Origin of the sequence: Isoptericola sp. 178 (assembly GCF_030586525.1) — a bacterium.
Classification (GTDB): Bacteria; Actinomycetota; Actinomycetes; order Actinomycetales; family Cellulomonadaceae; genus Isoptericola; species Isoptericola sediminis.
In genome coordinates this window covers 817,988-832,449 of record NZ_JAUQYN010000002.1, presented here as the reverse complement: position 1 = coordinate 832,449, position 14,462 = coordinate 817,988, and the positions used below count along the sequence as shown (strand labels likewise).

Genomic DNA, 14,462 nt, shown 5'->3' with positions numbered 1-14,462 from the left:
CGTCAGCTCTCCTCGCCCTGGCGGGACGTCCCCGCCTCGTCGTCCTCGCGCCGGTCCAGCTCCGCCTCGACGCGTCCCCGGCGCACCCGTCCGTACGCGACCCGCTGCTCGCCGTCGAGGACCAGCACCGCGTCGTCGCCGTCACCGTCCACGCCGGTCAGACGGCCCTCCGCGACCTGCCCGTCGTCCAGGGTCAGCCGCACCCGGCGGGTGCGCGCCCGACGGTAGTGGCGCAGCTCCGTCAGCGGGCGGGACACACCCGGGGTGGACACCTCCAGGGTGTACTGGCCGCGGACCACGTCGGCGTCGTCCAGCGCGGCGGAGACCGCCCGGGACGTGTCGGCGAGCGTGTCGGAGTCGAGGCTGCCCACGAGGTGCTCCGGGAGGTCGATCGTCAGCCGGACCACCGACCGGCTGCCGGCCCGGGTCACCCGGACGTCCTCGAGGAACAGACCGGCGTCGTCGACCACCGGGCCGACCACCGCTCGGACACGTCCGTCCGAGGTCCGGTCCTCTCCTGCTGCCATCGTTGCCTCCCGTGGGTGCTCCCGCGCCGGGACGTCCCGCGGCGGTGTGTCGTTGTGCGTCGACCAGCGTAACGAACCCCCCGCCCACCGTGCGCCCGACGACCCGCGTGGACAGGTGGAGGAACGTCACACCGGGACGTGGCAAGATCGGGGCACGATGGAACCGCAGCCCCCGCCCGCCCCGACCCGCCGCCGGATGCGGGTCGTGGTCGGCAGCGTCCTCGTGGCGCTGCTGCTCACCGGCTGCGGGCTGCGGCTGGAGACGCCCCCGCCTGCCGAGCCGGGGCCGGACACGATCGAGATCGTGCGCCGTACCGCCGTCACCGACGCGCTGTTCGTCGCCGAGCAGGCCGACGCCGTGATCGACGAGCTGGGCGACCGCCGTCGCCGGCTCGTCGCCGAGCTCGAACGTGTCGCGGCCGACTCCCGGGAGCAGGCCGACCAGCTGGGCGGCGTGTACGACTCCGGGCTGCAGGAGCCGGCGGACCCGCCGAGCGGGTCCCCGCAGAGCTCGCCGGCCGACGCCGTCGGCCCGGACGACGTCGTCGCGGCCCTGGCCGACGCCTCCGGGCGCAACCGGACCGCCGCCGGGACCACGGCCGACGGTCCCCTCGCACGGCTGCTGGCCTCCGTCGGCGCGGCCCAGGCCGTCTCGGCGACCCGCGTCGGCGAGTACACCGACAGCGCGCCCCCGCCGGTGGTGCCGCAGCTGCCCGGACCCGCCGAGGTGGACGCCGCGGTGGCCGACGATCCGGCGCCGGCCGAGGACGCCCGGGACGACGCCGGGGCGGACGGTTCCGCCGAGCCCACCGTGACGGCCCCGCCGGACGGCCCCGAGGACGGAGCGGAGGCCGACGAGACACCGGCCGAGGGGGACCCGGCCCGTACCGGCGTCTCCAGCACCTCGCCGGACTCCGGGGAGCCGGCGGTGGTGCCCGAGGGGCTCACCGCGGCGGACCTGCGGACACTCGTGGCCTCCGAGCACTCGGCGGGCTACGCCGTCCGGCTGCGTGCCGCGATCCGTCCCGAGGACGAACGTTCCCGGTACGTCGAGCGCGCCGACGTGCACACCGATCGGGCCGCTGCCTGGGCGCTCGTGGCCGGGACGGACGGGACCGCGCAGGACCCGCGCCAGGCGGCGTACGCCGTCCCCCGCCGACCGGGCGACCGCGCGCTGGTGCGCTCGGTGGAGAACGACCTGGCCACGACCTACGCGACGCTCGTCGGCACGACCGCGCCGGACACCCGCACCGTCCTGGTCGACCTGCTCGTCGAGTCCGCGCTCACGCTCGACGCCTGGGGCGCCGAGCCCGTGCCGTTCCCGGGGCTGCCGGAGCAGCGCCCCGAGGAGGCGACGGACGGGGACGGCCCGCAGGAGCCGACCGACCAGGACGGGTGAAGTTCAGGCGAGCAGCTCCTCGACCTGGCGTGTGACCTCGGCGACCGCGTCGTCCACCGCGACCTGCCGGGCGTCCCCGACGCGCGGCCGCACCTCGACCACACCGTCGGCCAGGCCCCGGCCCACCACGACGACGAGCGGGACGCCGAAGAGCTCGGCGTCGGCGAACTTCACGCCGGGCGAGACCTTGGGCCGGTCGTCGTAGATGACCTCGACACCCTCGGCGACCAGTCGCGACGCCAGCTCGTCAGCGGCCTCGAACACCTCGGCGTTCTTGCCGGTGGCGACGACGTGGACGTGTGCCGGGGCGACCTTCGCCGGCCACGCGAGACCCCGGTCGTCGTGGTTCGCCTCGGCCAGCGCGGCCAGCACGCGGGTCACGCCGATGCCGTAGGAGCCCATGGTCACCACGGCCTGCTTGCCGTTCGGGTCGAGCACCTTCAGGTCGAGGGACTCGGCGTACTTGCGGCCGAGCTGGAAGATGTGGCCGATCTCGATGCCGCGGGCGAGCTCGAGGGGCCCCGACCCGTCGGGCGCCGGGTCGCCGGCGCGGACCTCGGCGGCCTCCACGGTGCCGTCGCCGCTGAAGTCGCGGCCCGCCACGAGGTCGAACACGTGGCGCCCGGCCTCGTCGGCACCGGTGATCCACCGGGTCCCGCTGACGACGCGCGGGTCGAGCAGGTAGCGGACCGCGGACCGCACCTCGCCGGACTCGACGTCGGTGACCTGCTTGCCCTGAGGGCCCAGGACGCCCGGGCCGATGTAGCCCTTGACGAGCTCGGGGTGCGCGGCGAAGTCGGCCTCCGAAGCCGGCTCGACCTCCGCCGGCGCCATCGCCGCCTCCAGCCGCTTCACGTCCACCTCGCGGTCCCCCGGCACGCCGACCACGACGAGCTCCCGGCGTCCGCCGGGATGGGTCGCAGCGAGCACCACGTTCTTCAGGGTGTCCGCCGCGGTCCAGGCGCGGTCCGGCCGCGGGTGGTGGGCGTTGGCGAAGTCGACCAGCGTCTCGATCGTCGGGGTGTCCGGGGTGTCCTCGACGTGGGCCGCCGGGGCGTCGTCGAAGGGCACCGGGTCGGGCACCGGCGTCGAGACCGCCTCCACGTTGGCCGCGTAGCCGCCGCCGGAGCGCACGAAGGTGTCCTCCCCGATCGGGGACGGCGAGAGGAACTCCTCGGACCGGGACCCGCCCATCGCCCCGGAGGTCGCCGCGACGATCACGTAGTCGAGCCCGAGCCGGTCGAAGATCCGCCGGTAGGCGCCCCGCTGCTTCTCGTAGGCCGTCGCCAGACCCTCGTCGTCGAGGTCGAAGGAGTAGGCGTCCTTCATGATGAACTCGCGGCCCCGGATGAGACCGGCGCGGGGACGCGCCTCGTCACGGTACTTCGTCTGGATCTGGTAGAGGGCCAGCGGCAGGTCCTTGTACGAGGAGTACAGGTCCTTGACCAGGAGCGTGAACATCTCCTCGTGGGTGGGCGCCAGGAGGTAGTCCGCGTCCTTGCGGTCCTTGAGCCGGAACAGGTTGGGCCCGTACTCGTTCCACCGGCCCGTCGCCTCGTACGGCTCGCGCGGCAGCAGCGCCGGGAAGTGGACCTCCTGCGCACCGATCGCGTCCATCTCCTCGCGCACGACGGCCTCGATCTTCGCGAGCACGCGCAGCCCGAGCGGCAGCCACGAGTACACGCCCGGGGCGGCACGCCGGATGTACCCGGCACGGACCAGCAACCGGTGGCTGGCGACCTCGGCGTCGGCGGGATCCTCGCGCAGGGTACGCACGAACAGGGAGGACAGGCGCAGCAGGTCACCGCTGCGGTGGGACGCGATCGACATGGGGCACAGCCTAACGGCGCGCACCGGCCGGATCGGCGACACTGGGACCATGCCAGAGCTGCCGGAGGTGGAGGCGCTGGCCCGCTTCCTGGACGGACGGACGCGGGGCCGCACGATCGAGGCCGCCGACGTCGGGGCCGTCGCCGCGCTCAAGACCTACGACCCGCCGCTGTCGGCCCTGGTCGGCCGGTCGGTGCACGGCTGGTCACGGCGGGGCAAGTGGCTCGTGCTCGCCACCGACGGCCCGTCGCTGGCGGTGCACCTGGCCCGCGGCGGCTGGGTCCGCTGGCGGGAGCAGGCACCGACCACGCCGGTCCGGCCCCGGCTGGGCGGCGGGTCGCGCGGGGCGTCGCTCACGCTCCGCCTCCGGTTCGACGACGGCGCCGGCGCCGACGTGACCGAGGCCGGTACCCGTCGACGCGTCGCCGTGCACGTCGTCGAGGACGCGGAGGCGGTGGAGGCGATCCGCACGCTCGGTGTCGAGCCGCTGTCCGAGGACTTCACGGCGGACGTGCTGGGCGAGCTGCTGCGGGCCCGCAACCAGCAGGTGAAGGGGCTGCTGCGCGATCAGCGCGCGATCGCCGGGATCGGCAACGCCTACTCCGACGAGATCCTGCACACCGCCCAGGTGTCCCCCTTCGCGCTGACGCGGTCGTTCGACGACGACGCCGTCGACGCCCTGCACCGGGCCGTCGTGGACACGCTCACGGCCGCGGTGGCCGCCGCGGAGGGTCGTCCGGCGGCCGAGCTGAAGGACGCCAAGCGCCGCGGCATGCAGGTGCACGGACGGACCGGGCAGACGTGCCCGGTGTGCGGCGACGTGGTGCGCGAGGTCTCGTTCGCCGACCGCTCGCTGCAGTACTGCGCGACCTGCCAGACCGGGGGGCACGTGCTCGCCGACCGGCGCATGTCGCGGCTGCTGCGGTAGCGCGGCCTCAGAACAGGACGGTGGCGAACGTCCCGACCTGGGTGAACCCCACCCGACGGTACGTGGCGAGCGCCGGGGCGTTGAACCCGTTGACGTACAGCGACACCACCGGTGCGACGTGCTGCCGCGTCAGGGCGACGACGGCGGCCATGCCGGACGCGGCGAGTCCCTGCCCGCGCAGCTCCGGGTCGACCCACACGCCCTGGACCTGCGCCACGCCACCCGCCACCGCGCCCAGCTCGGCCTTGAACACCACCCGCGGCGCCCCGGTGTCGTCCGGGTCGATCCGGACGTAGGAGCGTCGTTCGGCGATGAGCGCGCGCACCCGGGCCGCGTAGGCGCTGCCGCCCCCCGCCACCGGGGAGTACCCGACCTCCTCGGTGAACATCCGCACGCAGGCGGGCAGGACCAGGTCGAGCTCGGACAGGTCGGAGACCCGGACCCGGGGGTCGGGGTCGATCTGCGGGTCGTGGTCGAGCACCAGCGACGGCTGGTCGGTACGCACCTCGCGCGGGGGCGGCCACACCGGGGAGAGCAGCTCCCAGAGCCGCAGGGTGGTCCGCCGCTCCCCCACGATCGAGCTGGAGCGCCGACCCTGCTCCCGCGCGACGGCGGCGAACGCGGCCACGGCGTCGTCGGCGTCGGAGCGGTCCAGCGCCGACGGCACGACGGGCACGAGGTTCGCCCCGGCCCAGCACACGGCGCGCAGGTCACCTGCCGCCGGGTAGCCCCAGACCTGGCCGCCGGCCGCTGCCAGCCCCACGTGCAGGGCGATGTCGAGCCGGGCCGCGGCGAGCACGCCCGTGACAGGTTCCCGCGCGCAGACCCGTCGGGCCTCGACCAGGTCCTCCGCCCCGAGGACCCGCGCCCCGGCGCCACCCCCGTCACCGGGCGCGGGCGACCGGCTGCGCAGCGCCGGTCGCCATCCCATCGCGTGCTCCCCTCGGCCGTCGCCCTCGTGCGTGACTAGCCCACCGTGACCACGGCACCGGCCTGGTCGTCGTTCTCGGGGGCGTCCATCGTCTCGGCGATGCGGTTCGCCTCCTCGATGAGGGTCTCGACGATCTGCGCCTCGGGGACGGTCTTGATGACCTCGCCCTTGACGAAGATCTGCCCCTTGCCGTTCCCGGAGGCGACGCCGAGGTCCGCCTCGCGCGCCTCACCGGGACCGTTGACGACACAGCCCATGACCGCCACCCGCAGCGGCACCGCCATGCCCTCCAGCCCGGCGGTCACCTTGTCGGCCAGCTCGTAGACGTCCACCTGGGCACGGCCGCAGGACGGGCAGGAGACGATCTCCAGCTTGCGGGGCCGCAGGTTGAGCGACTGCAGGATCTGCGTGCCGACCTTGACCTCCTCGACCGGCGGGGCCGACAGCGACACGCGGATGGTGTCGCCGATCCCCTGGCTGAGCAGGGCGCCGAACGCCGTGGCGGACTTGATCGTGCCCTGGAAGGCGGGGCCGGCCTCGGTGACGCCGAGGTGCAGCGGCCAGTCGCCCCGCTGCGAGAGCAGCTCGTAGGCGCGCACCATGACGACCGGGTCGTTGTGCTTCACGGAGATCTTGAAGTCGTGGAAGTCGTGCTCCTCGAACAGGCTCGCCTCCCAGACCGCGGACTCGACGAGCGCCTCCGGGGTCGGCTTGCCGTACTTCTCCAGCAGCCGCTTGTCCAGGGAGCCGGCGTTGACGCCGATGCGCAGCGACGTGCCGTGGTCCTTCGCCGCCTGGGCGATCTCCTTGACCTGGTCGTCGAACTTCTTGATGTTGCCCGGGTTCACACGCACGGCGGCGCAGCCGGCCTCGATGGCGGCGAACACGTACTTGGGCTGGAAGTGGATGTCTGCGATCACGGGGATCTGCGACTTCTTCGCGATGATCGGCAGCGCCTCGGCGTCGTCCTGCGTCGGGCAGGCGACGCGCACGATGTCGCAGCCGGCGGCCGTCAGCTCCGCGATCTGCTGGAGGGTGCCGTTGATGTCGGTGGTCTTGGTCGTCGTCATCGACTGGACGCTGATCGGGGCGTCGCCACCGACGTAGACGTCACCGACCTTGATCTTGCGGGTCTTCCGCCGCGGGGCGAGCGTGGGCGCGGGGGGTGCGGGCATGCCGAGGTTCACTGCAGTCACCACGCCAGTATCGCGCGGTTTTGCCCGTGCTGTGCACCGCCGACCCGGTCACACCCTGATGGTCACCGGATCACCACGCCGTGCTCGCGATCAGAACAGCCGGACGGGATCGACCAGATCGGCCACCATGAGCACGGCACCGACACCGATGAGGAGCACGAACACCACGTAGGCCACGGGCATCATGCGGGCGACGTCCGCCGGTCCCGGCAGCGCGTGCCCCCGCACCCGGGCGACCGTGCGCCGGCCGCCCTCGTAGAGCGCGTTCGCCACGTGGCCGCCGTCCAGGGGCAGCAGCGGGATGAGGTTGAACATGAACAGCGCCACGTTCAACGAGGCGAGCAGCATGAGCATCAGCTGGACGCGGGCGACCACGGAGTAGTCCTCGGCCCCCGCGGTGTCCACGGCCGCGCGCCCCACGCCGACCACGGACATCACCGAGTCCTGCGAGCGCGGCGCGTCGGTGAACGCCTCGTAGGCGGCGTCGTACACCCGCACCGGCAGGCTGACGATCGCCTTGGCGGTCTCCGAGGTCTGCAACCAGATCGCCTCGGGGACCGACGAGACCGGCAGCGCCTGCCGCTCCACGCTCGACGTCACGCCCAGCAGCGCGCCGTCGACCAGCACCGGCTCGCCGTCCGCGTCGAGGACGGGGTAGCCGTCGGCGTCGGTCTGCGGCCGCTCTGCCGGGGTCGGGGTGACGGTCAAGGTGACCTGCGCGCCGTCCCGCTCGACGACCATCGGCACGGGCTCCCCCGCCGCGTCGTTGATCATCCCGACGAGCTGGTTCCAGTCCTCGACGGGCTCCCCGTCGAAGGCGACGACCTCGTCCCCGGACTCGACCCCGGCGGACGCCGCGGCGGTGTCGTCGCCGACCTGCGCGACGGTCGTCGTCGCGGTGGGCATGCCGATCGCCAGGAAGACCACCGCGAGCAGCACCACGGCGATGACGAGGTTCATCACGGGCCCGCCCAGCATCACCACCAGCTTCTTGGGGGTGGAGAGCCGGTAGAACGCGCGGTGCTCCTCGCCGGGCCGGATCTCGGAGACGCTGGCGTCGCGAGCGTCGGCGATCACCTGACCGAAGAACCCTTCGCGCGGGCGGCGGCCCGCCGGCGCGGGGGGCATCATGCCGACGAGGCGCACGTAGCCGCCCAGCGGGATCGCCTTGAGGCCGTACTCGGTCTCGCCCTTGCGGCGCGACCACAGGGTCGGGCCGAACCCGACCATGTACTCGCTGACCCGGACGCCGAACTTCTTGGCGGGCACCATGTGCCCCACCTCGTGCAGGGCGATCGAGACGAGGATGCCGACCACGATGACGACGATGCCGACGACGAGAGGAAGGATGTCCACCCCAGCAGCCTAGGCGACCTTCCTGGGAGGTCGCTGTCCGGTCCGGCGGCCCCCGCCGCGCCTCAGCGGCGGGAGAGCAGCTCGTCCGCCCGGGCGCGCGCCCAGGTCTCGGTCTCCTCGACGTCCTGGAGAGTGACGTCCGCCGCTGCCGCGCCCTCGTGCTCGCCAAGAACCCGTTCGACGGTGCCCACGATGTCGAGGAACCCGATCCGCCCGTCGAGGAAGGCGGCGACGCCCTGCTCGTTGGCGGCGTTGTAGACCGCCGGGTGGGTGGCGGAGGCAGCGGCCGCCGCCCGCGCCAGCCCGACGGCCGGGAAGGTGTGCTCGTCCAGCGGCTCGAAGGTCCAGCTCGCCGCCTGCGTCCAGTCGCACGGCGGCGAGACGACGTCGAGGCGCTCGGGCCACGACAGGCCCAGCGCGATGGGCAGGCGCATGTCCGGCGGCGAGGCCTGCGCGATCGTCGAGCCGTCGCGGAACTCGACCATCGAGTGCACCACCGACTGCGGGTGCACGACGACGGTGATGTCGTCGGTGGGCACGTCGAACAGCAGGTGCGCCTCGATGAGCTCGAGGCCCTTGTTCATCAGCGACGCCGAGTTCACCGTGACCACCGGTCCCATCGCCCACGTCGGGTGGGCGAGCGCCTGGTCCGCGGTCACCGTCCGGATCTCGTCACGGGTCCGGCCGCGGAACGGCCCGCCGGAGGCCGTCAGGACGATCCGGCGGACCTCCTCGCGCGCCCCGCCACGCAACGCCTGCGCGATGGCGGAGTGCTCGGAGTCGACCGGCACGATCTGGCCGGGGGCAGCGGCCGTCTTGACGAGCGCGCCGCCGACCACCAAGGACTCCTTGTTCGCCAGCGCCAGGGTCGACCCCGCCGCCAGGGCGGCCAGGGTGGGACGCAGACCGACGGACCCGGTGATGCCGTTGAGCACGACGTCGCTGCCGCGTCCGGCCACCTCGGCGGCGGCCTGCGGACCGGCCAGCACCTCGACCTCGGCCGCGCCGGGCCCCTTGGCTCCGCGCAGCGCCTCGCGCAGCGCGTCCGCCCGGTCGGCGTCGGCCACCGCGACGGCACGCACCCCGTACCGGGCCGCCTGGGCGGCCAGGGCGTCCACGTCGGACCCTCCGGCGCTGAGCGCCTCGACGACGAAGCGTCCCGGGTGGGCGTCGATGACGTCGAGGGCCTGCGTGCCGATCGATCCGGTGGAACCGAGCAGGGTCAGGGTGCGTGCGGCGTGGGGCATGGCCCCATCATCCCAGGTCACTCGACCCCGAGGAGCACCTCGATCGCCCGCGCCAGGAACTTGTCCACGGGCCCCTCGGCGTAGGCGTCCTTGCCCTTGGCGCGGCTGAACGTGGCCGACCGCAGCTCGGCCGCCGTCAGCGGCTCCTGGCGGTCGAAGTACCCCACGAGCCGGTCGCACAGCGCGTCGACGTCGTCCATGTCGTAGCCCTGCTGGCCGCGCTCGGCCGGGGCGAACTTCTGACCGTCGGGACGACCGAGGCGGCCGTACAGCGTGCGGGCCCGCTCGGCCAGCGCGGCCATCCAGGCCTCCTGCCCGTGGCCGTTGACGAAGTCGGCCCGCTGCCGGGCGATGAAGGCGCCCTCCAGGCGGTCCAGGGCCGCGTCGACCTCATGGGTGTTGTAGCCACCGCGCACCAGGTCGAAGGTGGACGCCGCGACGTCCGCGTTCGTCATCGGCTCGGGGGTCTGCCCCTCGTACGCCTGTCGGGCGTGGTCGAAGAACTCGTCGACCTCGTCCGGGTCGTACCCCTGTCGCATCTTCGACACGGTGGAAAAGAGCGTGCTCACTCGTCGTCGTCCTCCTCGGCGGCCAGCTGCCCGCAGGCGCCGTCGATGTCGCTCCCGCGGGTGTCACGGATCGTGGTCGGGATTCCGTGCCCGCGCAATCGTGCCACGAACTCGTCCTCCACGGAACGGTCGGACGCCGTCCAGATCGAGCCGGGGGTCGGGTTGAGCGGGATCGGGTTGACGTGCACCCAGCCCCTGCCGCGGGCGTTGAGCTTCTCCGCGAGCAGGTCGGCACGCCAGCCGTGGTCGTTCATGTCCTTGATGAGCGCGTACTCGATGGACACGCGCCGGCCGGTCACCTCGTAGTAGTGCCGCGCAGCGTCGATCGCCTCGTCGACGCTCCAGCGCGTGTTGATCGGCACCAGCTCGCTGCGCAGGTCGTCGTCCGGCGCGTGCAGCGACAGGGCGAGCGTGACGGGGATGCCGAGGTCGGCGAGCTTGCGCATCGCGGGCACCAGACCGACGGTCGACACGGTGATGTTGCGCGCCGACATGCCGAACCCCTCGGGGGCGGGCGCCACCAGGGCCTTGACCGTCTCGATGACGGCGCGCGGGTTCGCCAGCGGCTCCCCCATCCCCATGAACACGAGGTTGTTCAGGCGGGCGGGGCCGCCCGGGATCTCCCCGCGGTCCAGCGCACGGAAGGCGTCCCGGACCTGCTCGAGGATCTCGGCCGTCGACAGGTTGCGGGTCAGCCCGAGCTGACCCGTGGCGCAGAACGGGCACGCCATGCCGCACCCCGCCTGCGAGGACACGCACAGCGTGGTCCGGTGCGGATAGCGCATCAGCACCGACTCGACCTTGGCGTCGTCGAACAGGTGCCACAACGTCTTGACGGTGGTGCCGCCGTCGGCCTCCATCCGCCGGGTGGGGCGGATCAGCGGCGGGAACATCGTCTCCGCCAGCTGGTCCCGGGTGGCCTTGGGCAGGTCGGTCATCTCCGACGGGTCGGAGGTGAAGTGCGTGAAGTAGTGCGCGGCGAGCTGCTTGGCGCGGAACGGCTTCTCGCCCATCTCGGCGACCGAGGCGACGCGCTCGGCGGGGGTCAGGTCCGCGAAGTGCTTCGGCGGCTTGCCGCGACGGCGGGGCGCCATCTGCAGCGGCATCGGCGCGGTCTCGTCGGAGGGGCGCACCGCGGGGATGCCGAGGTCGGCGCCGGCCCCGGTGGGGGCGTTCGGTGGTGCCATGAGTAGTTCCTTCGCAGCTCAGACCGTGGCGGCCATGACCAGGTAGACGAACGGGGCGGTGACGACCAGGGAGTCCAGGCGGTCGAGGACGCCGCCGTGGCCGGGCAGCAGCGACCCCATGTCCTTCAGGTCGAGATCACGCTTGATCAGGGACTCCGCCAGGTCGCCGGCCGTCGCGGTGACCGCGGTGAGGACGCCGAGGCCGATGCCGAGCCACCACGGGGCGTCCAGCACGAACAGCGCTCCGACGATCCCCACCGTGGTGGTCAGGACCACCGAGCCGGCCAGCCCCTCCCAGCTCTTCTTGGGACTGACCGAGGGTGCCATGGGATGGCGCCCGAAGAACACCCCGGAGGCGTAGCCGCCGACGTCGTTCGCGACGGCCAGCAGGACGAAGAGCGCCACCCGCAGCTCGCCGTCCGGCTGGTCCAGGATGAGCATCACGAAGCCCGCCATGAACGGCAGGTACGTCGCGGCGAACACGCCGGCGGCCGCGTCCCGCAGCGCTCGTGGGCCGGAGCCGTCCAGCACCCGCCAGACCACGACCGCGCCGACGGTGAGCATGAACGCCACCAGCAGCGCCTCGGGCCCGGCGGCGTACGCCGACACGGCCATGCCGGCCCCGCCCACGAGCAGCGGGGTCAGCGGGATCTGGATCGCACGCCGGGCGAAGGCGACGCGCAGCTCCCACAGGGCTGCGCTCTGGGCCACGACCGCGAACGCCACGAAGGGCTCGGGCCGGAACCAGAGCGAGGCGGCGAGCAGCAGGAGCAGCCCGAGCCCGACCGCGACGGCGGCGGGGAGGTTGCGTCCGGCTCGGGACGGCCGGCGCTGCGCGTCGACGGGGGACATCAGACCTCGAGCAGCTCGCTCTCCTTGTGGGCGAGCAGGTGGTCCACGAGGTCGACGTGCTTCTTGGTCAGCGCCTCGAGCTCCTTCTCCGCGCGGGCACCCTCGTCCTCACCGACCTCGCCGTCCTTGACCGCCTTGTCGATCTGCTCCTTGGCCTTGCGGCGCACGCCACGCACGGAGATGCGCGCGTCCTCGGCCTTGGTCTTGGCGAGCTTGACGTAGTCGCGGCGACGCTCCTCGGTCAGCGTCGGCATGACGACGCGGATCGTGTTGCCGTCGTTGGACGGGTTCACACCGAGGTCGGACTCGCGCAGCGTCTTCTCGATCGCCGACATCGAGCTCTTGTCGAACGGGGAGATGAGGACGGTCCGCCCGTCGGGGATGTTGAAGGACGCCAGCTGCTGCAGGGGCGTCGGCGCGCCGTAGTAGTCCACCTCGAGCGAGGAGAACATGCCGGCGTTCGCGCGACCGGTGCGGATCGCACCGAACTGCTCCTTGGCGAACTCGATCGCCGTGTCCATCTTCTCCTCGGCCTCGAGGAGGGTGTCGTCGATCACCCGGGTGCTCCTTGCTCGTGATGGTTAGGGGGGTCGGTGCACGCTCAGCGGGTGGTGACGGAGGTCCCGATCTTCTCGCCGAGCAGTGCACGGGTCACGTTACCGGTCTCCTCCAGGCCGAAGACACGCATGTGCACGTCGTTGTCCCGGCACATCGACAGGGCCGTGGCGTCCATCACGTTCAGTCCGCGCACGAGGGCGTCCGTGTAGGTGAGGTGCTCGAGCCGCTCGGCCGACGCGTCGGTGCGGGGGTCGGCGGTGTAGACACCGTCGACGCCGTTCTTGCCCATGAGGACCTCGTCGCAGTGCGTCTCCAGGGCGCGCTGCACCGAGACCGTGTCGGTGGAGAAGTACGGCATGCCGGCGCCGGCGCCGAAGATGACCACGCGGCCCTTCTCCAGGTGGCGCATGGCACGCAGCGGGATGTAGGGCTCGGCGACCTGGCCCATCGTGATCGCCGTCTGGACCCGCGTCTTGACGCCGTCCTGCTCGAGGAAGTCCTGCAGCGCCAGACAGTTCATCACCGTGCCCAGCATGCCCATGTAGTCCGCGCGGGCCCGGTCCAGACCGGCACGGGACAGCTCGGCGCCGCGGAAGAAGTTCCCGCCGCCGACGACGATGGCGACCTGCACGCCCTGGCGCACGGCCTCGCCGATCTCCTGGGCGACCCGGCGCACGACGTCGCTGGCCAGACCGACGGCGCCGCCGCCGAACGTCTCACCGGACAGCTTGAGCAGCACCCGCCGGGTGTCGGCGTCCTTCGGCGGGACGTGCCCGGTCACGATCTGGTCCTGGTCGAAGTGCGTCATGCCACCGTCCGTCTCGTCGTCGTCCGGGTCGCCCCGTACGGGTCCCTCTCCTGGCGCATCCTGGCATCGGATGCCGTCGTCCGCCCGGGGAGGTACCGGGAGCGGACGCACGACGGCCCGGCCGCATCCGTCGCCGGTGCGGCCGGGCCGTGGTCACATCAGTTGCCGACGCGGAAGCGCACGAAGCCGAGCAGCTGGCCGCCCGCCGCCTCGACGTGCTTGCCGACGGTCGTCTTGGTGTCCTTCGCCAGCGGCTGGTCCACCAGCACGGCCTCCTTGAAGAAGCCGTTGAGGCGACCCTCGACGATCTTCGGCAGCGCGGCCTCGGGCTTGCCCTCGGCGATCGACCGCTCGCGGGCGATCTCGCGCTCCTTCTCGACGATGTCCGCGGGGACGTCGTCGCGGGTCAGGTACTGCGGGGCCAGCGCGGCGATGTGCTGGGCCACGTCCTTGGCGACCTCCTCGCCCGCGGCGTCCGTCACGACCAGGACGCCGATCGACGGCGGCAGGTCCTTGGCGGTCTTGTGCAGGTAGGCGGTGACCTTCGGGCCCTCGACGCGCGCGACGCGGCGCAGCACGACCTTCTCGCCCATGGTGGCGCCCTGGGCGGCGATCGTGTCGGCGACCGTGCTGTCACCGGCCGGGGCGGCCAGGGCCGACTCGGCGTCGGTGGCACCGGCGGCCGCGGCGGCCTGCAGCACCGTGTCGGCCAGCGCGACGAAGTTCTCGTTCTTGACGACGAAGTCCGTCTCCGCGTTCAGCTCGACCATCGTGGCGACCTGGCCGTCGGCAGCGTCGGTGATCGTCGCCGCGACGAGACCCTCGGAGGCGGTGTTGCCCTCGCGCTTGGCCGCCTTGGCCAGGCCCTTCTTGCGGATGATCTCGATGGCCTGGTCCGTGTTGCCGTCGGCCGCGTCGAGCGCCTTCTTGACGTCGAGCATGCCGGCGCCGGTGCGCTCACGCAGGGCCTTGATGTCAGCGGCGGTGTAGTTCGCCATGGGGGATGTCCTCCGTGCTGGTGTGCGGTGGGCGGTGAGGCGGCGGGGGGGGGGGGGGGGCGACCCCGCCCCCCCC

The 14,462-nt window shown here is 72.9% G+C and carries 14 protein-coding genes; 2 read left to right on the top strand and 12 right to left on the bottom strand.

From position 1 onward, the window contains the following. Window positions 1-2: 2 nt before the first annotated feature. Window positions 3-527 carry a ribosome maturation factor RimP gene (rimP, locus tag Q6349_RS08375; protein WP_171246283.1) on the bottom strand — a complete coding sequence of 175 codons (525 nt, stop codon included), beginning with the start codon at window positions 525-527 and terminating at the stop codon, window positions 3-5. Window positions 528-684: 157 nt separating this feature from the next. Here rimP and Q6349_RS08370 point away from each other — a divergent pair, with 157 nt between their 5' ends. Beyond that, window positions 685-1,926 (top strand): DUF4439 domain-containing protein, encoded by a 1,242-nt coding sequence (locus tag Q6349_RS08370; RefSeq protein WP_304603664.1) that lies wholly within the window; start codon window positions 685-687, stop codon window positions 1,924-1,926. 3 nt (window positions 1,927-1,929) lie between these two features. Here Q6349_RS08370 and Q6349_RS08365 read toward each other — a convergent pair whose 3' ends face one another. Continuing rightward, window positions 1,930-3,756, bottom strand: a complete 1,827-nt coding sequence (locus Q6349_RS08365) for a proline--tRNA ligase (protein WP_304603663.1) — start codon at window positions 3,754-3,756, stop codon at window positions 1,930-1,932. A 49-nt stretch (window positions 3,757-3,805) separates the two neighbouring features. On the opposite strand from Q6349_RS08365, the gene Q6349_RS08360 reads away from it, so the two are divergent. Beyond that, window positions 3,806-4,684: an Fpg/Nei family DNA glycosylase gene (locus Q6349_RS08360; protein ID WP_304603662.1), complete on the top strand. Its 879-nt coding sequence runs from the start codon at window positions 3,806-3,808 to the stop codon at window positions 4,682-4,684. A gap of 7 nt (window positions 4,685-4,691) precedes the next feature. Here the strand turns inward: Q6349_RS08360 and Q6349_RS08355 are convergent, their stop codons facing one another. From Q6349_RS08355 to tsf, 10 genes are all read right to left on the bottom strand, one after another. Then, window positions 4,692-5,615 (bottom strand): DUF4081 domain-containing GNAT family N-acetyltransferase, encoded by a 924-nt coding sequence (locus tag Q6349_RS08355; RefSeq protein ID WP_304603661.1) that lies wholly within the window; start codon window positions 5,613-5,615, stop codon window positions 4,692-4,694. A 35-nt stretch (window positions 5,616-5,650) separates the two neighbouring features. Continuing rightward, window positions 5,651-6,811 carry a flavodoxin-dependent (E)-4-hydroxy-3-methylbut-2-enyl-diphosphate synthase gene (ispG, locus tag Q6349_RS08350; RefSeq protein WP_304603660.1) on the bottom strand — a complete coding sequence of 387 codons (1,161 nt, stop codon included), beginning with the start codon at window positions 6,809-6,811 and terminating at the stop codon, window positions 5,651-5,653. 90 nt (window positions 6,812-6,901) lie between these two features. Then, entirely contained in the window at window positions 6,902-8,167 is a 1,266-nt protein-coding gene (locus tag Q6349_RS08345) for an RIP metalloprotease (protein ID WP_304603659.1), read from the bottom strand. Window positions 8,168-8,229: 62 nt separating this feature from the next. Further along, window positions 8,230-9,414: a 1-deoxy-D-xylulose-5-phosphate reductoisomerase gene (gene dxr / locus Q6349_RS08340; RefSeq protein ID WP_304603658.1), complete on the bottom strand. Its 1,185-nt coding sequence runs from the start codon at window positions 9,412-9,414 to the stop codon at window positions 8,230-8,232. Window positions 9,415-9,431: 17 nt separating this feature from the next. Further along, on the bottom strand, window positions 9,432-9,983 hold the full coding sequence (locus Q6349_RS08335; protein WP_171246290.1) for a DivIVA domain-containing protein: 552 nt from the start codon (window positions 9,981-9,983) through the stop codon (window positions 9,432-9,434). Beyond that, window positions 9,980-11,077 (bottom strand): 23S rRNA (adenine(2503)-C(2))-methyltransferase RlmN, encoded by a 1,098-nt coding sequence (rlmN, locus tag Q6349_RS08330; protein ID WP_369810845.1) that lies wholly within the window; start codon window positions 11,075-11,077, stop codon window positions 9,980-9,982. The genes Q6349_RS08335 and rlmN overlap by 4 nt, the downstream gene beginning before the upstream one ends. Before the next feature lie 111 nt (window positions 11,078-11,188). Then, window positions 11,189-12,022, bottom strand: coding sequence for a phosphatidate cytidylyltransferase (locus Q6349_RS08325; protein WP_304603657.1), 834 nt, complete (start codon window positions 12,020-12,022; stop codon window positions 11,189-11,191). Next, window positions 12,022-12,579, bottom strand: a complete 558-nt coding sequence (frr, locus tag Q6349_RS08320; protein ID WP_304603656.1) for a ribosome recycling factor — start codon at window positions 12,577-12,579, stop codon at window positions 12,022-12,024. Before frr ends, Q6349_RS08325 begins: the two co-directional genes overlap by 1 nt. A gap of 44 nt (window positions 12,580-12,623) precedes the next feature. Beyond that, a complete protein-coding gene (gene pyrH / locus Q6349_RS08315; RefSeq protein WP_246246398.1) occupies window positions 12,624-13,388 on the bottom strand; it encodes a UMP kinase in 765 nt (254 codons plus the stop codon). Between the two features lie 158 nt (window positions 13,389-13,546). Further along, the gene (gene tsf, locus Q6349_RS08310) at window positions 13,547-14,386 is read right to left on the bottom strand and encodes a translation elongation factor Ts (protein WP_171246293.1); all 840 of its coding nucleotides are present in this window, start codon (window positions 14,384-14,386) and stop codon (window positions 13,547-13,549) included. Window positions 14,387-14,462: the final 76 nt, after the last annotated feature.

Excerpts from the sequence above, each read along its gene's own strand:
- Q6349_RS08355 (WP_304603661.1), bottom strand. The coding sequence starts at position 5,615 with ATGGGATGGCGACCGGCGCTGCGCAGCCGGTCGCCCGCGCCCGGTGAC.
- rlmN (WP_369810845.1), bottom strand. The coding sequence starts at position 11,077 with ATGGCGCCCCGCCGTCGCGGCAAGCCGCCGAAGCACTTCGCGGACCTG.
- rimP (WP_171246283.1), bottom strand. The coding sequence starts at position 527 with ATGGCAGCAGGAGAGGACCGGACCTCGGACGGACGTGTCCGAGCGGTG.
- Q6349_RS08360 (WP_304603662.1), top strand. The coding sequence starts at position 3,806 with ATGCCAGAGCTGCCGGAGGTGGAGGCGCTGGCCCGCTTCCTGGACGGA.
- dxr (WP_304603658.1), bottom strand. The coding sequence starts at position 9,414 with ATGCCCCACGCCGCACGCACCCTGACCCTGCTCGGTTCCACCGGATCG.
- Q6349_RS08365 (WP_304603663.1), bottom strand. The coding sequence starts at position 3,756 with ATGTCGATCGCGTCCCACCGCAGCGGTGACCTGCTGCGCCTGTCCTCC.
- Q6349_RS08325 (WP_304603657.1), bottom strand. The coding sequence starts at position 12,022 with ATGTCCCCCGTCGACGCGCAGCGCCGGCCGTCCCGAGCCGGACGCAAC.
- Q6349_RS08370 (WP_304603664.1), top strand. The coding sequence starts at position 685 with ATGGAACCGCAGCCCCCGCCCGCCCCGACCCGCCGCCGGATGCGGGTC.
- tsf (WP_171246293.1), bottom strand. The coding sequence starts at position 14,386 with ATGGCGAACTACACCGCCGCTGACATCAAGGCCCTGCGTGAGCGCACC.
- pyrH (WP_246246398.1), bottom strand. The coding sequence starts at position 13,388 with ATGACGCACTTCGACCAGGACCAGATCGTGACCGGGCACGTCCCGCCG.